Origin of the sequence: Yersinia kristensenii (genome assembly GCF_900460525.1) — a bacterium.
In the GTDB taxonomy this organism is placed as follows: domain Bacteria; phylum Pseudomonadota; class Gammaproteobacteria; order Enterobacterales; family Enterobacteriaceae; genus Yersinia; species Yersinia kristensenii.
In genome coordinates this window covers 4,037,514-4,058,553 of sequence record NZ_UHIY01000001.1, presented here as the reverse complement: position 1 = coordinate 4,058,553, position 21,040 = coordinate 4,037,514, and the positions used below count along the sequence as shown (strand labels likewise).

The following is a 21,040-nucleotide window of genomic DNA, read 5'->3' as shown; positions in this document are numbered from 1 at the left end:
ATATAAAGAGTTTGAGGGTTTTGGTATCAAGATGCGCTATAGGTGTGGGGCAATAGCATTATCGTCATCTTTTTAGGGGAAAAGTGACATTAGACAGGATTTTTATACCAGAAATGGTTATAACGAAACAATGTTTCATTTCTTGCTTGAAAGGATGTTGACGTGGACCGGAGTCCTCCGCTTTTTACCCATAAAAAATTTGTTTTTCTTGTCGCGACATTTTGTTGTCTTCTTTGGGGCAGTGCCTATCCGGCGATAAAGAATGGCTATGCGCTGTTTCATATTGCACCGGATGATATTCCGAGCAAGATGGTGTTTGCGGGGTATCGTTTTTTATTGGCGGGAATAGTGTTGCTGTTGTTTGCTGTTGCCAGCGGTAAGGCAATTGGCCGTCTCAAAAAGAGCCAATATAAGCAAATTGCGCTATTGGGGCTAACACAGACAACATTACAGTATGTGTTTTTCTATATTGGTCTGGCTTACACCACGGGTGTCAAAGGCTCTATCATGAACGCGACAGGCACCTTTTTCAGTGTGCTGTTAGCGCATTATATTTATAAAAATGACCGCCTGACATTCAATAAAATCATTGGATGCGCTTTGGGTTTTGCTGGTGTCATGGTGGTGAATTTTGGTTCCGATTTAATGGACTTTAATTTCTCCTTGATGGGGGAGGGGTGTGTGGTGTTAGCGGCGTTTATTCTGTCTGCTGCCAGTATTTATGGTAAACGGATCTCACAAACCATGGACACCACCGTGATGACGGGGTATCAGTTGGCGATCGGCGGGTTAGTATTAACGCTGGGCGGTTATCTGTTTGGAGGCTATTTAAGTGATTTCGGTTGGCAGGCATTATTGTTGCTGGGTTATTTGGTGCTATTGTCGTCGGCCGCCTTTGCGTTGTGGAGCTTATTGCTGAAATATAATCGAGTCGGCATGGTGGCGCCATTCAATTTCCTTATCCCCGTTTCTGGCGCGGTTTTGTCCGCCATTTTCCTGAACGAAAGTATTTTGGAATGGAAGAATGCCATCGCCCTGGTATTGGTCTGTGTGGGGATTGTTTTGGTTAATAAAATTAAATCGGTTAGAACCTAACTGCGCTGGGGCATATTTGTGTGCTAACCGGATCAATAAAGCCCGGTTAGCACGACCGCAAGGATATTACCGCGAGTGACAACACTCCGAGACAATCAGGCTTTATCGGTGACTATCTTAACCCCGACCCGGCTCACTCGGTCAGATTCCATTTCGGCAATGGTCCACGTCAGACCATCCCATTCAATCTGATCACCAATAACCGGTTCACCACCAAAGAGATAGAGCACGAATTGGCCCAGTGTTTGTTGCTTATCAACACCCGGCTCCAGATTGAGACCATAAATCTGAGAAATATCATGAAGTTTCGCATCAGCATCAAGAATGAAATCGCCGAAGAAACGCTCATCCAACTGGATGCTGGGGGACTGACTAAACAGTTTCCCAAGTGCGGGTAAATCATGCTCTTGACCAATAACACACAAAATATCGCCCTCTTTCAGGCGGGTGCTGCCGGTGGGATGTAAGAGATCCTTGCCGCGGAACAGTGCGGCAATGCGCGTTCCCTCTGGCATTTTTAAATCACGCAGGGTAGCTCCGATACACCATTTATCACAGCTGAGCTGGTAAATGAATTGCTCCCACTGGTTATTTTTATCAATGTCTAAACCAATCCGTGCCACTGGCGCGAGAGCAGGAGGCACCACCAATTTTGTTTTACGCGCCGCGAATGACAAACTCGTACCTTGCAGCAGCAATGAAACCAGCACCACGAAAAAGGCGACATTAAAGAATAAATTCGCATTGGGTATACCCGCCATCATCGGGAATACGGCCAGAATGACCGGGACGGCACCGCGTAAACCAACCCACGAAATAAAGATGCGCTCGCGCAGATTAAAACTGGGGAAGGGCAGTAGGCCGATGAATACTGATAGCGGTCGGGCGAACAAAATCATCCACAATGAAAGAATTAATGCCGGAATAGCTATCGGCAACAACTCACTGGGGTTAAGCAGTAACCCTAAGACCAGGAACATGCCAATTTGGCTGAGCCATGCCAGCCCATCAAAGGTTTGTAAAATTCCCGAACGGTTGCGGATGGGACGATTGCCCAGTAGCAAGCCACAGAGATAGACCGCCAAAATACCACTGCCATTCAGCGCGGTGGCGAGTGAAAAGACTAGAATTCCGCCGCACACCGCCAGTAATGGATATAAACCACTGGGTAATTCTATCCGGTTGATGAGCAACAAGAGTAAACCGCCGCCACCCAGCCCGATGAAAATACCTAAACCAAATTGTTGGATTAAGTGAACTAAAAACATCCAGCTTAGGCTGGTTTCACCGGCTGAAATCATGGAAATCAGAGTAATGGTCAAAAAGACGGCCATGGGGTCGTTACTGCCCGATTCTATCTCAAGGGTGGCGCTAACACGTTCGTTGAGGCCTTTCCCGCCTAACAGTGAGAAGACCGCCGCCGCATCGGTTGACCCTATAATCGCCCCAATTAATAAGCCTTGAATGATATCTAAATCAAATAGCCAAGCAGCGGCCATACCCGTCAGGCCCGCAGTAATCAATACCCCGACCGTCGCCAATGAAAGGGCTGGCCACAATGCGACGCGGAATGATGATGCCCGGGTGCGCATACCGCCATCTAATAGAATGACGGCCAACGCCAGGTTGCTCACCAAATAGGCGGCAGGATAATTATCGAAAGCAATCCCGCCGATGCCGTCGGTGCCCGCCAACATACCAATAGCCAGAAAGATGACCAAAATGGGGATACCCAGGCGGGAAGAGAGTGAACTCAGTAAAATACTGGCTCCCACCAGCACTGCGCCAATCAAAAAAAGGCTGTTAATAGTGATGGCGTCCAATGTGGGAGATCTCCTGATATGAAAATAAATGGCGGGTGGGCAGGATTATTATACACAGATTTAAAGGAATCGATGGGAAGATATGACCTAATTCAATATGTTAAATAGAGGTATAGTCGCTGCATATAGGAAGTGATGGTGAGGTATAGCCAGATCGCTCACCTTTAATCGCCCAGTGGGGAATCAAGGGTGAGCGTTGGAGAATGAAATTAATCGCGTTTTAGTGTTGCTAACGATCTTTTTAGTGCTTCAATCGTCACTGATTTTTCCTGCTCAGGGAGATTATTGACAGAAAGTTGTGACAGTTCATTGACCAATACGCTGCGGTCTTTACCGGTGATCGCGCTATCCAAAGCACCGCTAAGGCGGCTTATCAAGGCAAACAAGGTGCTGAACTCGGTGACTGACGTAGTATCAGATGTGGGATTATTCTCAATAGATTCTTGCTTACTCATCACAATTCCTCTTTTTGTTGTCACTGCAAGTGAAACAAATCCTGATAAGGAACATACCCGTCATACTTTAAGCTGCATGTGCGTGGCTGCCTTCGTTCACCCCAGTCACTTACTTATGTAAGCTCCAGGGGATTTACTCAGTAGCCGCCTTCCTGCAACTCGAATTGTGTAGGGTATAACAGGATAATTGCTCTGAAAACAGAGCGCACAGTGAGGCATTTGCCATCCCGCATCTACATGATGGTCTCACAGTGTAGCGGTTTTATGACCAAAACGGTATGCAGTTAGGTAGATCACTTAGCAATAACTTTATTCCTTTGCCTAATACTCTGATTACGTCGTTTGCTGCTGCGCCTTGCCCGAAAACAAGAATTTTAGCAAAGGAATACGGCGATGGGCCTCATATAACATAAATGAAATCAAACACACAAAGAGCATTCCGAGTAAGAAGCCCAAACCATTGTTGTCAATTTTTGGGGTGACAAATGCACCATAAATCAAGGTCAATGGATGATGCACCAGATAAATGAAAAGAGAGGCATTAACCAGGTACGTGATGCGCGCAGAAGGATAATTGAGCAGCTGGTGCCCCAACGAGTAGACCACGTTGGTCATCGTCACGCCCATTAATGCTTTAATGATAAGATCCAGCTCAAAGGCAAAAAACTCAGCAGTATTAAAGTGTTGGTTTAAGTAGTAAGCACCAAACAACAGGAATGAGGCGGCTAGTGCACCAGGCGAAAAGGTGAGAAAAACCTGTTTGAGTGGGGGATAGATAAAGCTGTAAGCGCCCAGAAGAAAGAAAGGCAGATAAAACACGGTTTCCATCACAACGAAATTGAAGACGCTATTAAAGAGTATTTCAGGGTTTAGGATAAATATTATTCTGCGAATGACTGAATAAATGAACACGAATAAAAATAATGATAGTGAGATTTTTCCTATGTTATTCATTTCCTTTATCAAGGCAGGAATTGCGTGTTGTTTATTCTTCATTTTCTGGAACAGATAAAAACAAAGTGTGGTCAGTAAGGCAAGTGTTAACAAAAACCATAAGTGAGAAACAACTTCCCAAATAGCAATATTTATTTTTTGATAAATTGTAAATGAATGCCAATCTTGTAATTTATTGGTGTAATTCTTAAGCAAGAAAAACTGGGGTATTGTAATAAGCGGAATAGCAGTAATTAAAGGAATAACAACACGTTCCAGCCGGACTTGCAGCCAGCGCTGCCGCTCATAACGCTGATATAACATGAACGAAAAATAACCGGAAATAACAAAGAATACTTGCATGCGGAAGGCATGGATAAAATCATTCAATAGGGTAAATACCAATGATGGATGGCTACTATTCACCGCCCAATGATGACTGGAGTATATAAGTGAAAGATGAAAAGGAATGCCGAGTAACATCAAATAGGCGCGGATGGCGTCTAAAAAGTACTCCCGTTGGCTAGTGTTTTTTTTCATACTTATTCGCTGTTTGTTATCGGAGTTAGAATAACGTATCTGATTTTTCCCAGAATATTTTTATAGTAATTACTCATTGGTAACTATATGCGTTATCAATGGATCAGTACGACAAGAAACACTACTATAAGGGTTAATAGTTTTCCATAGCGTATTTTAGTCTAGCTTGCTAGGCTGGTGGCTTAGCCACTGGTTTAAACACTCGGCTGGCGGTGTAAGTCCGGATACAACATTAATCGGGGCTTATCAACGGCACCTGCTGGATAAACCGTCAATAATTTGGCTGTTATGATTTAGGGGGAGATGTGGGAGTTAATATTTTGTCGAACGTCAATAGAATGTCAAAAGGGTCACGCGCGCACAGCGTCAGATGGCTGGGGGTGGCTCTCTTGCTGTCATTATTCACTGCTCAGGCCATGGCTTTCTCGTTAGATGATGTGGCTAAGCAAGCACAGGCTCTGGCGGGTAAAAGTTTCGAAGCGCCGAAAAGTAATCTGCCATCGCAATTTCGTGAAATGAAGTTTGCCGACTACCAGCAAATTCAGTTTAACCATGATAAATCGTATTGGAACAAACTGGATACGCCATTTAAGTTAGAGTTTTATCATCAAGGTATGTATTTCGACACTCCGGTGCAAATTAATGAAGTCACTGCCACCAGTGTGAAACCCATCAATTATAGTCCGGACTACTTTAACTTTGGCTCGGTCAAGCATGACCCTGCATCAGTGAAGAATTTGGGTTTTGCCGGTTTTAAAGTGCTTTATCCTATCAATAAAGCGGATAAAAAAGACGAAATCGTCAGTATGCTCGGTGCCAGCTATTTCCGCGTCATTGGTAAAGGCCAGGTTTACGGCATTTCTGCGCGCGGGTTGGCAATAGATACCGCATTGGCTTCTGGCGAGGAGTTCCCGCGTTTTCGGGAGTTCTGGATTGAGCGACCAAAACCTAATGATAAACATTTAGTTATCTATGCATTGTTGGATTCACCGCGTGCAACCGGTGCCTATAAATTTGTTATTTATCCGGGCCGCGATACCACCATTGATGTGCAAGCTAAGGTTTTCCTGCGCGATAAAGTTGAGAAACTGGGCATTGCGCCATTAACCAGTATGTTCTTGTTTGGCCCAAGCCAGCCATCTGCGGTGTTGAACTATCGTCCGGCCTTGCATGATTCCAATGGTCTTTCTATTCATGCCGGTAATGGTGAATGGATCTGGCGACCGCTGAATAATCCAAAGCACTTGTCAGTCAGCACTTATACTATTGAAAATCCGAAAGGATTTGGTTTGCTGCAACGCGGCCGTGAATTCTCGCAGTATGAGGATTTAGACGATCGCTACGATTTACGCCCGAGTGCTTGGGTTGAACCCCGTGGTGATTGGGGCAAAGGTAAAGTGGAGCTGGTGGAAATCCCAACCGCGGATGAAACTAACGATAACATCGTGGCTTTCTGGACGCCGGATGTTTTACCGGATGCCAAGACTTCGCTCGATCTAAATTACCGCCTGCATTTCACCCGTGATGAAGACAAATTACATTCACCGGATGTGGGTTATGTGAAGCAAACTCTGCGCTCAACTGGGGATGTGAAACAGTCGAATCTGATCCGTGAGCCAGACGGTAGTGTCGCTTTCCTGGTTGATTTTATCGGGCCAGCCCTGAAATCGCAGGATGAAAATGCGCCACTGGCTTCGCAAGTCAGTATTGATGAAAACGGTGAATTGATCGAAAACAGTGTCCGTTACAATCCAGTGACTAAAGGCTGGCGTTTGACACTGCGGCTAAAAGTTAAGGATGCCAAGAAACCAATAGAAATGCGCGCTGCGCTGGTTAATGGTGACAAAACCCTGACGGAAACCTGGAGCTATCAGCTACCTGCCGATGAATAAGTCAAATCAATCTCCTGTACAGGATTATATTGCCAACTTGCCCCTGACTGCGCAGCAGCAAGGGGCGTTGCGCGATGTTTTACCCGAGGATGTGCTGCTGACCAGCACATCTGATGCGATACCTCGGGTTCATCAACAATTGGCTGCTGGCACTGCTGACAGTATGAAATTCAGTGAACAAGACAGTGCGTTGGCTTCGGTCAATGCGCGTTTGCAAGCAGCATGGCCGGATGCTCTGGCGGAGGGCAAACAACTGGCGCAAGACGAAGAAGGGCGCACAGTGATTCATGCTACGCCGCCCATCAAGCGCACCAGTATGGCACCGCAGGCTTGGCGCACCAATCCGGTCGGGCGTTTTTGGGATTCGCTACTGGGTCGCCACCCGGTGTCACGCGCCCAAACACATGAACAGGCACTCGCCGAGAAAAAATGGCGCAGCGTGGGGTCTCTACGCCGCTATATATTGCTGATACTGATTGTGCTGCAAACCACCATTGCTACCAGCTATATGAAGACCATTTTGCCTTATCAGGGCTGGGCGTTAATCGATCCGTTCGAAATTTGGCAGCAGAACTGGCAGGTTTCGGTGATGCAATTGCTGCCTTATTTACTGCAAACTGGCATCCTTATTTTGTTCGCCGTGTTGTTTTGCTGGGTCTCCGCCGGTTTCTGGACTGCGCTAATGGGGTTCCTGCAATTACTGATTGGTAAAGACAAATACAGCATTTCCTCCACCATTAAAGGGGATGAGGCGCTAAATCCAGCACACCGGACAGCGCTGATTATGCCCATTTGTAATGAGGACGTGGCGCGGGTGTTTGCGGGCTTGCGGGCCACCTATGAATCGGTAGCTGCCACCGGGCAACTTGAACACTTTGATATTTATGTGCTGAGTGACAGTTATGACCCCGATATCTGTGTGGCGGAGCAAAAAGCCTGGCTGGAATTGTGCCGTGATGTTGACGGGCATGGTCGCATTTTCTATCGCCGCCGTCGCCGTCGGGTGAAACGCAAAAGTGGCAATATTGATGACTTTTGCCGTCGTTGGGGCAGCCAGTATAGCTATATGGTGATATTGGATGCCGACAGCGTGATGAGCGGTGGCTGTTTGACTGGCTTGGTGCGGCTGATGGAAGCCAATCCAAATGCCGGGATCATTCAGTCTGCGCCGAAAGCCTCCGGTATGGACACGTTGTATGCTCGAATTCAGCAATTTGCCACCCGCGTTTATGGGCCGTTGTTCACTGCGGGGTTACATTATTGGCAACTGGGCGAATCCCATTATTGGGGCCATAACGCCATCATCAGGGTGAAGCCGTTTATTGAGCACTGCGCACTGGCGCCGTTGCCGGGTGAAGGCTCATTCGCCGGGGCTATCCTCTCCCATGACTTTGTGGAAGCGGCATTGATGCGCCGTGCCGGATGGGGCGTGTGGATTGCATATGATTTACCGGGCAGCTATGAAGAATTGCCACCGAACTTACTTGATGAGTTAAAGCGTGATCGCCGCTGGTGCCACGGTAACTTAATGAATTTTAGGTTATTTTTGGTTAAAGGTATGCATCCGGTGCATCGTGCGGTATTCCTTACCGGTGTGATGTCTTATTTGTCGGCCCCGTTATGGTTTATGTTCCTGGTATTGTGTACGGCTTTGCAAGCGGTGCATACCCTGATGGAGCCACAGTACTTCTTGCAACCGCGTCAACTGTTCCCGGTATGGCCTCAGTGGCGGCCGGAGTTGGCCATTGGGTTGTTCTCCACCACCTTGGTCTTGCTGTTCTTGCCTAAGTTACTCAGTATCATTCTGATCTGGGCTAAGGGGGCGAAAGAGTACGGCGGGGCACTCCGTTTGCTGTTGTCTATGCTGGCGGAAATGCTGTTCTCGGTGTTACTGGCCCCGGTGCGGATGCTATTCCATACCGTATTTGTGGTCAGTGCTTTCCTCGGTTGGTCGGTACAGTGGAATTCACCGCAACGCGATGATGATGCTACGCCCTGGAGTGAAGCTATGGTGCGCCACGGGCCACAACTGCTGCTCGGTGTGGTATGGGCAGGCGGCGTGGCTTGGTTGGATCTGCGTTTCTTATGGTGGTTATCGCCGATCGTTTTCTCGCTGATCCTGTCTCCGGTGGTGTCGGTGTTCTCCAGCCGGCGTACCTTGGGGCTGGCCAGTAAACGGGCGAAATTATTCCTGATCCCTGAGGAATATAATCCGCCACGGGAACTGGTCGCGACGGAAGAGTATCTGAAACTTAACCATCAGCGAGCGCTTAGTCATGGTTTCTTCCACGCGGTGATGAACCCATCGTATAACGCGTTAGTCAGCGCGATGGCAACGGCACGCCATCACACTCGTGCGATTATTGAGCAATATCGTCGTGAGCGGGTGACACAGGCTTTGGAAACCGGGCCGGAGAAATTGACCAAATTACAGCGCTTGGAGCTGCTCAGTGATCCGGTCATGATTTCACGTTTGCACCAGCAAGTTTGGCAGCAGCCAGAGCAGTACCAAATCTGGCGCGGCTATTATCGCCCACTGGCGCATAATATGAAGCCGTTACCCGCCGCGAAATAGCGCTAAAGTAAAATAAAAAACGGGCATATAAATTGCTCGTTTTTTTGTGTATATAAAAGCTTTCTGTGAAGACTAAAAGTCGATGGAATCCTATGTTTAAACTGACCCGCCGCTGGCCTCCCTTAACCCGTACTTTCATGCTCGGAGCCGGTATTTTGTTGTTATCGGGTTGCGGCAGTATTATCAGCCGCACGGTGCCGGGCCAGGGACAGGGGCATCAATATTACCCCGGTGTGCAATGGGATATGCGCGATAGTGCATGGAAATACATCACCGTGATCGACGTTCCCCTGTCAATGATTGTCGATACCTTTATGTTGCCTATCGATGCCCGTCATGGCCCTTATGAGTAACCTTAGGCGGTGGTGGCAAAAACCAGCAATTGATAATGTTGTTGCTGGCAAGTGAATTCACAGATCGGTGTCATATTTAACCCTTTTACATGAGCCGCCAGTGAGTGTGGGTTATCATGGTTAACAAAGGCGGCTCCGACATCAAAATCTTTGCAGGCATGGGCTTTAACGGCGGTAAATAGTTGGCTCAGCACACCTTTTCCCCGCCAACGGCTATCAATACACACTGGCCCATAAAGAAATACCCGCAATTCATTCAATGCTTTTCCGTGAAACTGTTGCTGGCTTATTGCTTCCAGCATGGCATCGACTACCGGCGGGCGAGGCTGCTGATGCGCGCGCGCCAGGCAGACAAAAGCCGCCACCTGTTCATCCTCAATGGCCACCAAAATGCCCAGACCTCGATTGATAGAATCCAGTTGTTTTTCATCCATCTGCGACACAATAAAACCCTGTTTACGCTGTTCCGGGCTTAAATTTTCTGGGGTATTTTGTGATTGCAACTGTAAGATGGCAGGGTAATCAGCAGGTTGGGCAGGTCTTATTTTCATTTTTAGTCTCAGCATTCAAATGTGTTATCAGGGGAGAGCCAGATGTCATCCAAACCTATGGATTTGCTCGCTACGGGCTTCGCACAGGAAACACCCGTATTGCCACAAATCTCGGTAATGCGAGTGGCCAGAGCCACAGATAATCTGATATTAATCAGCGAGATGTACTGTCACGGCTTAGGGTTCACCCCGTTGGGCAGTTTTACGGATCATCAAGGATTTGATGGTGCCATTCTGGGTCATCCACACCACGCTTACCATATAGAGTTTACTCATCACCGCGGCACGCGGGTAGGTTTTGCACCCACGCAGGATAATTTATTAGTATTTTATTTGCCGGATGAAACGCAGTGGGCGGCGCAGTGCCAGCAAATGTTGGCTGCTGGTTTTCGTGCTGTAGCGTCTTATAACCCTTATTGGGATGTCAGTGGTAAAACTTTCGAAGATACAGATGGTTATCGAGTGGTTTTACAGCAACGGGCATGGGAGCTGTAAGCTTATTTGAGTATAAAGAAACCCGCCATTAAGGCGGGTTCAGATTGTTTACAAAGTTGATAAGTGGGGAAATGTGCCGAATGGGTCGTAGTCGCGTAAGCGACCGGAGCGCCCATCGGTGCAGTCGCTCCGCGAGTCTCGGTGTAACAAAATGGGCTTTGGCTGACTAAAAAATCATCTGGCGGCGAGAATGGCTTTCGGTTCGAGGAAAGCCTCCAGCCCCCACACGCCCATTTCACGCCCGATGCCGGAGTGTTTGACACCACCAAACGGCGCTTTAGGTTCATGTTCGAGGGTGTTAATCAACACGCGGCCTGATTCTATCTGTTCCGCGACACGAGCCCCGCGTGCCTTATTGCCCGTGAGCACCAGCGCACTTAGCCCATATTGGGTGTCATTCGCGATAGCAATAGCTTCAGCTTCGTCGCGATAACTGATAATCGACAGCACCGGCCCAAAAATTTCCTCACGGGCGATGGTCATATCATTACGCACATCGGTAAACAGGGTGGGCTTCACACACCAGCCGCGCACCATGCCTTCCGGGCGACCGACGCCGCCACTCAGCACCCGAGCGCCTTCATCAATTCCGAGTTGGATATAATGCTGTACTCGCTCCCACTGTTTTTGACTCACCATCGGGCCAATGTCGGTGTGCTGATCGCGCGGATTGCCCGAATGTGTCTGCGAAACCACCTGAGCCAGCGCGGTTTCAAACTCGACCTTGCGCGATTCGGGCACCAGGATACGCGTCCCCGCGATACAGGCTTGGCCGCTATTGATAAAACCGGCGGCTATCGCCAAAGGGACGGCTTCTTCAATGTTGGCATCATCAAGAATAATCGTCGGCGATTTACCGCCCAATTCAAGTGTCACACGTTTAAAGCTTTCAGCGGCACTGCGCAAAATAGCTTTGCCGGTGGCAGTTGAGCCGGTGAATGAGATTTTTGCTACCTCGTTGCTGTTGCTCATTTCAGCACCGACCACTTCACCGCGCCCAGTGACGATATTAAACACTCCGGCAGGTAAACCGGCGGCGTGCAGCGCCTCGGTCACGATTTGTGTCTGGAGCGCACTCATTTCACTGGGTTTAATCACCGCAGTACAACCGGCAGAGAGGGCCGTGGCTAATTTACCGCAGATGAAGCCCGCATCGCTGTTCCAAGGGGTAATTAACCCGGCCACCCCCACTGGCGTCATTAAAACTCGCGCATTTCCGGCTTGTTTTTCAAACTCATAACTCTTGAGCTGCTCAATGGCGGATTCAATCGCCATGACCGGGAAGTCGGTCATCCAGCCGGAACGAGCAGCGGGAGCACCGTATTCTTCAATAATCGCTTCTGCCAAGTCATCTTTGCGCGCCGCGAGGGCATCGCGCATGCGCGTCAAAAGCGCAATACGCTCGGCTTTGCTGGTGCGGGAAAACGCCGGTAAAGCCGCTTTTGCGGCGGCGATGGCGTGTTTAGCATCCTCGGCATCGGCCAGACGAACCTGACCAATGACTTCTTCTGTCGCCGGGTTGTAAAGAGAGAACCACTCCTCGCCGTGCGGGGTGACAAATTGTCCGTTGATATAGATTTTATCAATGCGCTGCATGGTAATGCTCCGTTAGAGGAATAATCGGACTCAGTGTAGCGCCGTTGTATAATGCCGATAAGCCAGTGTATTCTGGATAGAGTGAACCGATTTTCAGGATAATCCATGCATCGATCCAGACTGGTTGAATTAGAAGTGGTAATGGCGGTCGTTCGCCGGGGCAGTTTTCGTGCGGCAGCAGAGGAGCTGGGGATATCTACCACCGCGGCCAGTAGCGCCATTGCTGGCCTCGAATCGCGCTTGCAGGCCCGCTTATTTAACCGCACCACGCGCAGTGTGGCGTTGACCGAAGCGGGGAAAAACTTTGTCGAGCGTATTGGCCCAGCCTTAATGGAAATCCGCCGCGCGACGGAGGAGGTCAATAGCAGCTCAGCCGAGCCCACCGGGATATTGCGCATTAATGCACCACCAGAAAGTGGGCCGCTATTTTTCGAGCGTATTGTGATCCCTTATCTGCAATGTTACCCCCAAATGCGGGTGGAAATTGCTGAACAGGCACGCTTGATAGACATTGTGGCAGAGGGGTTCGATGCGGGGATCAGGCTGGCTGAGTCGGTGCCGCAAGACATGATTTCTGTGCCGCTTACCTCAGATTTACGCCAGATTGCCGTCGCTTCACCGGACTATCTGGCGAAATACGGTACGCCCCAAACACCGGAAGCGCTTAAGCAGCATCAGGGGATTTGTATGCGATTTTCGAATGGCAGCATCTATCGTTGGGAGCTTGAACGGCGCGGAGAATATTACGAAGTCGATATTATCCCGCGGTTGGTGTTGCCCAGCATGCAAGCCAGATTAGAGGCAGTACGCGCTGGGCTAGGTATTGCGTTTATTAATGAATCACAAATTAAAGACGATTTAGCCAGTGGGTGCCTGATACCTATTTTAGCGGATTGGTGTCAGGCATTTAAGGGTTTGTGTCTCTATTATCCAGGGCATCGCTACGTTCCGGCTGGCTTAAAGGCCTTGGTGGCAACCATTCGTGCGCGCAAGCCATAAGGGCCAAGATCAAGCGGTTTGCTGGCCCTGAGTGTTGTTCATCAGGCGGCGAATTGGCACGATAAGCAATATCAATACCGCGGCACAGATAACCAAAGCAATTGAGCAACGCGCAAACAGGGTCGGCAGCATATCAAGCTGGTCAGCTTTAACGTGCCCACCAATCAAGCCCGCCGCCAGATTACCCAGTGAACTGGCGCAGAACCACAGCCCCATCACCTGACCGCGCATTCTGTCCGGTGCCAGTAAGGTCATGGTCGCCAGCCCGATAGGGCTAAGACACAATTCACCTAAAGTCAGCAGCAGGATACTCATCACCAGCCACAAGGGCGAAACACCCGCGCCGTTACTGCTGAGAACATGCTGTGCGGCATACATCATCACGGCGAAACCGGCGGCAGCACATAGAATACCAATCACGAATTTAGTGATACTGCTCGGCTGAATCTTTTTCTTCGCCAATGCTGGCCATGCCCAACTGAATACTGGCGCTAACAGAATGATAAACAGTGCATTTATTGACTGGAACCAGACGGTCGGGATCTCAAAACCCATCACCATGCGGTCAGTATAATCATTGGCAAACAGGTTAAATGAGGTCGGTTTTTGTTCAAAGGCAGACCAGAAGAACGCCGCTGACACCAACAGAATAAAGCACACCAACAAACGGGCACGATCTTGACGGCTCATTTTGGCAAAGGCAAACAGATAGACGAAATAGAGTGTTACCGAGGCGGCAATAACATACACCAGCAAGCTGGCAATCAACACCGGATTAATCGGGATAACACCCTGTGAAATAAGAGCAATAATCGCCACCACCACCAGCATAATGGCTGCAACCCATTTGCCCACACCCTGGCGTTGATTGGTCGGTTTATTCCAACTGGAGTCCAGCCCCACTTCTGCGTCATAGCGCTTCATCGCCGGTATGGCAAAGCCACGGAAGATCAGTAATGCCACCAGCATACCAATCCCACCGATACCAAAGCCCCAATGCCAACCATGGGTTCGTAGCAACCAGCCAGAAAGCAGCGGCGCAATAAACGACCCCATATTGATGCCCATATAGAACAGTGAGAAACCCCCGTCACGGCGGGCATCACCCGGTTTATAGAGGGTGCCGACCATCACTGAAATACAGGTTTTGAACAAGCCGGTACCGAGCACGATAAATGCCAGGCCGATAAAGAACAGGTCATTGCCGAAGAAAGCAGATAAGGCAATCGACAGATGGCCCAAGGCAATCAGAATCGAGCCGTACCATACCGCGCTGTTGGCCCAGCCAGTTATCCGCCAGCCAACCGCCGGGGAGGGCCGCCAGATACATGCTGCCAGCAAAAATCCCGACGATAGCCGAAGCTTGCTCACGGGGCAGGCCCATGCCGCCATCAAAAACGGTGGCCGCCATAAACAGAATTAAGAGAGGTCGAATACCGTAGAACGAAAAACGTTCCCACATTTCGGAAAGAAACAGTCCGCTGAGCGGGTAAGGATGCCCAAAGAATGTACGACCACCAGGGGTGTTAACAGAGGTTTGCATAAAGTCTTCCCATAGAATCGCTTTAAAATGAGCGAATAAACCCGTCATCGAATGTCGCCCATTACACTGTGGTCCGTGGTCAGGTTTAACACTCGTTACAGTAGAATTTAACGCAATAATAACGTCATTTTTTAATTACCACCGGGGGTTATATCGTATTTTTAGATGAAAAGTCGACATGCATTACAATTATCAATCAGTTTAAACCGAATATTATGGCTTTTTCCGCTATTTTTAGGTGCATTTGATGATGGGGTATGCTGAAAAAGTGCACAACCATAGGTATTTTGAATATGGTTTTTGAATCGCATTGATGGCGCTATTTTGCGTTAGTGATCTTGCTGTTGCTGAACTTCGCGCCGCTGTGCTTTTAAGGGCTGGCGTTGTAAACACCAATAAGAATAAAGGGCGTTAAACAGCACCACCACGGCGGTTACGCAGAAGACTGCCCGGAAACCATAGCTGGCGGAAACCGCTGCGCCGAGTAGTGGGCCGCTAACATTCCCCACATCACGGAATGATTGGTTATAGCTAAAAATCCTACCCGCAACTTGATTAGTACAGTTATAAATCAGCAAGGTTTGCACTGCGGGCAACAATGCGCCATCGGTCGCGCCCAATAAAAAACGTAAAATACCCAGTTGCATCGGCGTTTGAACAAAGGCCATCGGGATCAAAATCAGAATGGATAATGCCAGCATGGCGATCAAAATGCGCTCAGGCCCGATTTTATCCCCCAACTTACCTAAGCGCGGCGCACTTATTAGCGCAGCGACACCCGGCACCGAGGCAATCATGCCACTGACAAAGGCCAGATTATGGATATCTCCGGCCAGCTCGCGCACATACAGGGTTAAAATAGGTGCAATTGAGCCGGTCGCAATCTGGATAATCATGGTGGTAACAAACAAACTCAGGATTAACTTAGGGTTTTTCAGCGAGTTAAACACCTGTCGGCCATTCAGCATATCTTTTTTCAACACCGGCGCAAACTGCTCCCTGACATAAAGCCAGGTCATAGCAAAACAGGCGAATAACACTCCGGCAGTGATAAAGAATACGGGCCGCAAACCATAATTATCGGCCAATAACCCACCAATTAGCGGGCCGATTAAAGCACCGCTGACCCCACCGGTGGAGAGCGTGCCCAATGCCCAGCCGCTTTTGTTGCGCGGCACCTGTGTGGCAATCAGCGCATTGGCATTAGGAATAAAGCCCCCTAACAGCCCCAGTAGGGCGCGCAGAGCCAAAAATTGCCAAATATTCTGCGCCATGCCCATCAGTACCATCACAATCCCCATGCCGAGGGCAGATCGTAGTAGCATGATTTTCCGGCCTTTTCGGTCGGCAAGGCTGCCCCAGAAAGGCGCGGCAATGGCGGAAAACAGGAAAGTAATGCTGAACACCAAACCCGACCACATGTTCAATGACTGGTGACCGCTCACACCCAACTGTTCCACATACAGTGGCAAGAAGGGCATGATTAAACTAAAGGCCGCGCCGGTCAGAAAACAGCCTAACCAGGTGACAAATAAGTTTCTTTTCCAGTTAACAGGTTGGGGTACCGAAGTCATAAATTACCGATTAAACAAGGGATTGCTTCTTAATAAGCTGGGTGCTTTGCGTCTCTTTATTCGTCGATAGGGGCGTTTGAAAGGGCAACAAAACACAACAATAAAACAGTTAGCTTGGTAAGTATGCGCCTATGGCACATTGACATCAATGAGGTGAATGTTAGTTTTTATTAAAATGAAAAGAGGGTTTGAATTTTGGGGATATGCTTATGTGATTGGGTTATAACTGAGTGGAGTCGGTTTTAGCAGTCTGTTATAACTCATCGCCATGAACTAAAAAAGCCACCACACTGTGGGTGCAATGGCTTATTTATCACCGCAGAAAATGAGCGCTAGCTATCAGCGATAAGCTTCATTTTTTGTGACGGAATAACGGCCGCTACCCAACAGCATAATAGCCACGCCGCCGAGGAAATACATCGCTTCGTTTTCCAAACCCCATGCGCCCACTTGGGTCAGCGTGAAGAACTTACCGGTGCCGACCATCAATACCGCGACTAACAAGTTAACGGCATAAATGAAAGCAGCGGGGCGAGTAAATAAACCAAGAATAATCAGGATCGGGGTGACAATTTCGCCAATGTAAACGCCATAGGCGACAAAACCGGGGATGCCCTGTGCCTGTAAAGACGCGGCTATCCAACTGGTACCGTGCTGAATTTTTGCGACACCATGAAATAACATCAAAATACCAAACGTCAGGCGTAATAATAGTTTGCCGCCGTTCGGATGATCGGTTAACCGAGTGAACCAGAGATTGAGTGTTGCGAGCATATATATCCTTATTAAGAAAAATATTCCCGTCATACTTCAAGCTGCATGTGTGTTGGCTGCCTTTGCTCACCCCAGTCACTGACTTATGTAAGCTCCTGGGGATTGACTCAGTTGCCGCCTTCCTGCAACTCGAATTATTTAGGGTATAACCAGAAAATAACTCAGAGAAATTAATTCAGTATCGTCAGACTAATCCTATATTTCTATTGGATAATACTGACAGATTGTATCAAAAAAACTGATGTAAACTAATTCTCATTATCATTGGTTATATTATTTTGCTCTAAGCTAATTCTGTTTAACTCGGTTACTCATACAAAGAAGGTGCACCCTCTGGCCGGGTTTTAAAACGCCGATGTAGCCACATGTATTGATCAGTGGCGCGCACAATCTCTTTTTCGACCACTTTATTCATGAAGGCTGCGGCTTCAACTTCATTATCCAGCGGGAAATTATCCACCGCCGGCTGTAAAATCAGTTGATAACCTTTACCGTCAGGTAATCGACGTGGGGTGAAAGGAATGATTGCGGGTTTACCCATGCGCACCAGAAGATAAGTCCCAGTGGTGGTGGCAGCTTGCTCGACGGCAAACAAGGGCACGAACACACTGCTGCGCGGGCCATAGTCATGGTCGGGCGCATACCAGATAATTTCACCTTGCTTGAGGCTGCGAACCATCCCTTTGAGGTCTTTGCGATCAAGCATGGCTTTATTTGAGCGCATCCGACCCCAGGTCTGCATCCAATCCATGGCTTTATTATCATGTGGGCGGTAAACACCGATACCCGGATTGTAGATACCAAAAATACGCGCGCCCAGTTCGAGTGTCAGAAAATGCAAGCCAATCAACAACACCCCTTTACCCTCATCGCGCGCTTTTTGGATATGCTCCAGCCCGCTGACACTGCACCAGCGCTGAATACGCCAGTCCGGCCAAAACCATGCCATGCCGGTTTCAAATAACCCCATGCCGACGGATTCAAAATTCTTAACCAGCAGCTCATCCCGCTCATTTTTAGGCATATCAGGGAAGCACAGTTCCAGATTGCGCCGCGTTATTCGTTTGCGTCGAGCCAGAAAACGCATGGAAAAACGGCCCAGGGAGGTGCCCATGGAGTAGATGACCGGATAGGGAAGCAGTACCAAGAGGTAGAGAATACCGAGACCGAACCAAGTCAGCCAATAACGGGGGTGCAGTAGTGAGCGATTAAAAGAAGGAACTTGCATATCTGTTCTCAGCATTATTGTCATTCGTTCGGACAGCTAATTATTGACTATTGATGGTGCACATTGAGTTCATCAGAGAACCTCAATCGGCCCTGTACCAACCTGTTTATCTGCCATTTTAAGGTAGACTATTGTGGCATTTTTAGGGGCTGACAGGAAAAAAGACCGCACCAAAAAGCCATTTTTATGCCTTTTTGTTGAAGATATCATCAAATAAATCACCTATTTGATGGTTATATGAGCAAAATAAGTGAGTTATTTTGTCGGATTGAGCATGCTAACTAATTCAGCCAGGCTATTAGCGGCCATTTTTTCCATCACTTTGGCCCGATGCACTTCGACGGTTCGCACGGAAACACAGGCCACATCGGCAATATCGCGATTAATCAAACCTTGCATCACCCACTGAGCAATCATCTGTTCCCGAGGTGTCAGCGAGTCATAGCGCAGTTGTACCTGTCGGCGGGTAACCTGTTGTTCAGATTGTATTAAACCTTGCTGCAAGGCCGCGATTAAAGGGGCTGTTGCCACCGGCTTTTGCAGGAAATCAACCGCGCCTAATTTCATTTGTTCCACCGCTTGTGGCACTTCGCCATGTGCAGTGAGAAATATCACCGCCAGAGTGCTGTTTAACTGGCGCATCTGAGTATAAACCTGCGTGCCATCCAGCACTGGCATGCGGATATCAAGCAATAATACGCCGGGCTGATATAAGTTAGCTTGTGCCAAAAAGTCTGCGCCGTGATGCCACACTTTCACTTTATAGCCGAGGCTTTCCAGTAAAAAACGGCAGGCGTCAGTGACGGCAATATCGTCATCAACCAGATAAATCAGTGACAAAAGTAAGCTCCTTGTCTGGATTAAGTGGCAACATCAGGGTGACTTGTAGCCCCAGATTGCCATTGGTGGCTACCTGATTGCGTAAGGTGAGTTTTCCGCCCTGGCTGTTTATCAGCCGTTGGCAAATGACCAGGCCAAGGCCAAGACCCTCACTCTTCGTCGAGCGGAAAGGGGCAAAAGGGTGGCTCAGTTGCTCCGGAGTCAATCCCCCAGCGTCATCTTGTAATGTCAGTATCACCCAGCCAACTTGCTGATAGGCACTCAACCATAACTGACGTGCTCCGGCTTGCAAACTATTGGTTATCAGGTTGCATAATACCTGGTCCAGCAAGGTCGGGGGCAAGTGCAGCGCTATCTGTGGGTCAATCTCGGTGTGCAATTGGCAGGAGGGCTGGTGCTGTTCTGCCCCTAATAATTGCCACAGATGTTTGGTCAATTCGTGCAGCGGCGGGCCGGTGGTCGCCCTTTCCTGCGCCGGTAATTTCCCCGCCCACAGGCGCAAGTTAGCAATAGTATTCGCCCCGCGCTGAGCTTGCTGGCTGATTTGCTCCAGAATAGGCAGTAAGGGGTGGTCAGCTTGCTCCCGTTGCAGGCGAATGGCGCAGCCGTCAGCATAATGTTGAATGGCGGAAAGCGGTTGGTTTAATTCATGAGCAAAGCCCGATGCCATTTCCCCCAAAATACTCAGGCGCTGGGCTTGTTCCAGGGCACTTTCCTTGATTCTAAGTTGTTGATGTAATTGTTCTAATTGGCGGCTGCGGCGACGCACCAGAAAAGCCACCCAAATATGATTAGCACCGAGCAATAGCAGAATCAGCGCAATCGCGGCGATCAATAACCAGTGCTGTTGCGCCCAATCGATCATTTGTTGCCAAAAATAGGGCTGCTGCGGGTGCTGATTAATCGAGCGTAATAGGCTTTCTACCTGGCTGGTCGAAGACGGCGCGCCCCATTGTGGCGCCTTGCTGTCAGCGGGATTGAGCAAAATTCGCGTGACATTATCGGCTAACTCGTCCGGAACCTGTGAAAGTGCGGCAAATGACCAATTAGGGTACAGCTCGGTGCTGGTTAGGCAGGGGATAATGGAGTGTTTGGCCAGCAATGGCCGAAAGTCGCGGGCATGTACCAGCCCTTCGGCTTGCATATCTTCCAGCAAGCAGGTGGGGACGATAGCGGCAGAAATCGCGCGGTCGCGCAGCAGATAAATCAATGCATCTACCGGGAAACCGGAAAAATGTAACTTAAAATCTTGTTCAGGTTGCAGCCCTGTATCACGCAACGCTTTGTATCCTAATAAGTAACCGCCAAAGGCCTCTGGTGACACCGCGCCGACTCGTTTGCCCATCAGGCCTTGTGGCGAGCGAATATCACTGTCTGCACGCACCAGAATGACACTGCCAATCACATTGCGGCTAGTCCCCCCCGGCTCATGACTGGAGCGCAAAGACACCAACCAACGCAGAGGAAAATGGCTATCAATCTGCACATATTGCGCTGGATTGGTGAGCAGAAAATCAATCCGATTCTGTGCCACGGCATTTTTCATCGCATGTAAGTCCAGTGGCAATAACTGAAAATGCTGCCCCGGCAGTTGCTGATTCAAATTATCCACCAAGGGTTGCCAATGTGCTTGCGCCTGAGCATCACCCCGTAACGCCAACACGCCAATAGTCCAATCGCGGGCTTGGGCGGTAGAAACACACCAAAACAGCATTATCGCCAGCACTCTGAAATTCATGCATGTTCCTTTTTATGATCCCCGTCGCAGTGTGCA

General features: G+C 48.9%; 16 protein-coding genes and 1 pseudogene. 6 read left to right on the top strand and 11 right to left on the bottom strand.

Annotation, left to right across the window (positions count from 1 at the left end):
• Positions 1–162 precede the first annotated feature (162 nt).
• The gene (locus tag DX162_RS18755; RefSeq protein WP_004389648.1) at positions 163–1,095 is read left to right on the top strand and encodes a DMT family transporter; all 933 of its coding nucleotides are present in this window, start codon (positions 163–165) and stop codon (positions 1,093–1,095) included.
• A 95-nt stretch (positions 1,096–1,190) separates the two neighbouring features.
• On the opposite strand, the gene DX162_RS18750 is transcribed toward DX162_RS18755, so the two are convergent.
• The 3 genes from DX162_RS18750 to mdoC form a co-directional block, all read right to left on the bottom strand.
• Positions 1,191–2,918: a potassium/proton antiporter gene (locus DX162_RS18750; RefSeq protein WP_004389649.1), complete on the bottom strand. Its 1,728-nt coding sequence runs from the start codon at positions 2,916–2,918 to the stop codon at positions 1,191–1,193.
• 209 nt (positions 2,919–3,127) lie between these two features.
• On the bottom strand, positions 3,128–3,373 hold the full coding sequence (locus DX162_RS18745; protein ID WP_032819492.1) for a hypothetical protein: 246 nt from the start codon (positions 3,371–3,373) through the stop codon (positions 3,128–3,130).
• Between the two features lie 333 nt (positions 3,374–3,706).
• A complete protein-coding gene (gene mdoC, locus DX162_RS18740; protein ID WP_032819493.1) occupies positions 3,707–4,846 on the bottom strand; it encodes a glucans biosynthesis protein MdoC in 1,140 nt (379 codons plus the stop codon).
• Between the two features lie 338 nt (positions 4,847–5,184).
• Here mdoC and DX162_RS18735 point away from each other — a divergent pair, with 338 nt between their 5' ends.
• From DX162_RS18735 to DX162_RS18725, 3 genes are all read left to right on the top strand, one after another.
• Positions 5,185–6,738 (top strand): glucan biosynthesis protein G, encoded by a 1,554-nt coding sequence (locus DX162_RS18735; RefSeq protein WP_032819494.1) that lies wholly within the window; start codon positions 5,185–5,187, stop codon positions 6,736–6,738.
• Positions 6,731–9,313, top strand: a complete 2,583-nt coding sequence (gene mdoH / locus DX162_RS18730; protein WP_050413795.1) for a glucans biosynthesis glucosyltransferase MdoH — start codon at positions 6,731–6,733, stop codon at positions 9,311–9,313. Before DX162_RS18735 ends, mdoH begins: the two co-directional genes overlap by 8 nt.
• 92 nt (positions 9,314–9,405) lie before the next feature.
• On the top strand, positions 9,406–9,666 hold the full coding sequence (locus tag DX162_RS18725) for a YceK/YidQ family lipoprotein (RefSeq protein ID WP_004389659.1): 261 nt from the start codon (positions 9,406–9,408) through the stop codon (positions 9,664–9,666).
• A gap of 2 nt (positions 9,667–9,668) precedes the next feature.
• On the opposite strand, the gene DX162_RS18720 is transcribed toward DX162_RS18725, so the two are convergent.
• Positions 9,669–10,217 (bottom strand): GNAT family N-acetyltransferase, encoded by a 549-nt coding sequence (locus DX162_RS18720; RefSeq protein ID WP_004389660.1) that lies wholly within the window; start codon positions 10,215–10,217, stop codon positions 9,669–9,671.
• A gap of 42 nt (positions 10,218–10,259) precedes the next feature.
• On the opposite strand from DX162_RS18720, the gene DX162_RS18715 reads away from it, so the two are divergent.
• Positions 10,260–10,712, top strand: coding sequence for a VOC family protein (locus tag DX162_RS18715; protein ID WP_032819495.1), 453 nt, complete (start codon positions 10,260–10,262; stop codon positions 10,710–10,712).
• Positions 10,713–10,886: 174 nt separating this feature from the next.
• Here the strand turns inward: DX162_RS18715 and DX162_RS18710 are convergent, their stop codons facing one another.
• Complete coding sequence (locus DX162_RS18710) at positions 10,887–12,308, bottom strand: aldehyde dehydrogenase family protein (protein WP_004389662.1); 1,422 nt, start codon at positions 12,306–12,308, stop codon at positions 10,887–10,889.
• 105 nt (positions 12,309–12,413) lie between these two features.
• On the opposite strand from DX162_RS18710, the gene DX162_RS18705 reads away from it, so the two are divergent.
• Entirely contained in the window at positions 12,414–13,307 is an 894-nt protein-coding gene (locus DX162_RS18705; RefSeq protein ID WP_032819496.1) for a LysR family transcriptional regulator, read from the top strand.
• Between the two features lie 9 nt (positions 13,308–13,316).
• Here DX162_RS18705 and DX162_RS18700 read toward each other — a convergent pair.
• The 6 genes and pseudogenes from DX162_RS18700 to ttrS all read right to left on the bottom strand — a co-directional run bounded on the left by DX162_RS18700 (position 13,317) and on the right by ttrS (position 21,004).
• Positions 13,317–14,850 (bottom strand): annotated as a pseudogene (locus DX162_RS18700) (peptide MFS transporter).
• 329 nt (positions 14,851–15,179) lie between these two features.
• A complete protein-coding gene (gene mdtG / locus DX162_RS18695; protein ID WP_004389668.1) occupies positions 15,180–16,424 on the bottom strand; it encodes a multidrug efflux MFS transporter MdtG in 1,245 nt (414 codons plus the stop codon).
• Between the two features lie 339 nt (positions 16,425–16,763).
• Positions 16,764–17,198, bottom strand: a complete 435-nt coding sequence (locus tag DX162_RS18690) for a DoxX family protein (protein ID WP_004389672.1) — start codon at positions 17,196–17,198, stop codon at positions 16,764–16,766.
• Between the two features lie 307 nt (positions 17,199–17,505).
• Positions 17,506–18,426, bottom strand: coding sequence for a Kdo(2)-lipid IV(A) acyltransferase (locus DX162_RS18685; RefSeq protein ID WP_032819497.1), 921 nt, complete (start codon positions 18,424–18,426; stop codon positions 17,506–17,508).
• A gap of 255 nt (positions 18,427–18,681) precedes the next feature.
• Positions 18,682–19,266, bottom strand: a complete 585-nt coding sequence (gene ttrR, locus DX162_RS18680) for a tetrathionate respiration response regulator TtrR (RefSeq protein ID WP_032819498.1) — start codon at positions 19,264–19,266, stop codon at positions 18,682–18,684.
• The gene (gene ttrS / locus DX162_RS18675; protein WP_004389681.1) at positions 19,244–21,004 is read right to left on the bottom strand and encodes a tetrathionate respiration histidine kinase TtrS; all 1,761 of its coding nucleotides are present in this window, start codon (positions 21,002–21,004) and stop codon (positions 19,244–19,246) included. The genes ttrR and ttrS overlap by 23 nt, the downstream gene beginning before the upstream one ends.
• Positions 21,005–21,040 lie beyond the last annotated feature (36 nt).

Excerpts from the sequence above, each read along its gene's own strand:
- DX162_RS18735 (WP_032819494.1), top strand. The coding sequence starts at position 5,185 with ATGTCAAAAGGGTCACGCGCGCACAGCGTCAGATGGCTGGGGGTGGCT.
- mdoH (WP_050413795.1), top strand. The coding sequence starts at position 6,731 with ATGAATAAGTCAAATCAATCTCCTGTACAGGATTATATTGCCAACTTG.
- DX162_RS18710 (WP_004389662.1), bottom strand. The coding sequence starts at position 12,308 with ATGCAGCGCATTGATAAAATCTATATCAACGGACAATTTGTCACCCCG.
- DX162_RS18725 (WP_004389659.1), top strand. The coding sequence starts at position 9,406 with ATGTTTAAACTGACCCGCCGCTGGCCTCCCTTAACCCGTACTTTCATG.
- mdoC (WP_032819493.1), bottom strand. The coding sequence starts at position 4,846 with ATGAAAAAAAACACTAGCCAACGGGAGTACTTTTTAGACGCCATCCGC.
- DX162_RS18685 (WP_032819497.1), bottom strand. The coding sequence starts at position 18,426 with ATGCAAGTTCCTTCTTTTAATCGCTCACTACTGCACCCCCGTTATTGG.
- mdtG (WP_004389668.1), bottom strand. The coding sequence starts at position 16,424 with ATGACTTCGGTACCCCAACCTGTTAACTGGAAAAGAAACTTATTTGTC.
- ttrS (WP_004389681.1), bottom strand. The coding sequence starts at position 21,004 with ATGAATTTCAGAGTGCTGGCGATAATGCTGTTTTGGTGTGTTTCTACC.
- DX162_RS18745 (WP_032819492.1), bottom strand. The coding sequence starts at position 3,373 with ATGAGTAAGCAAGAATCTATTGAGAATAATCCCACATCTGATACTACG.
- DX162_RS18690 (WP_004389672.1), bottom strand. The coding sequence starts at position 17,198 with ATGCTCGCAACACTCAATCTCTGGTTCACTCGGTTAACCGATCATCCG.
- DX162_RS18720 (WP_004389660.1), bottom strand. The coding sequence starts at position 10,217 with ATGAAAATAAGACCTGCCCAACCTGCTGATTACCCTGCCATCTTACAG.
- DX162_RS18705 (WP_032819496.1), top strand. The coding sequence starts at position 12,414 with ATGCATCGATCCAGACTGGTTGAATTAGAAGTGGTAATGGCGGTCGTT.
- DX162_RS18715 (WP_032819495.1), top strand. The coding sequence starts at position 10,260 with ATGTCATCCAAACCTATGGATTTGCTCGCTACGGGCTTCGCACAGGAA.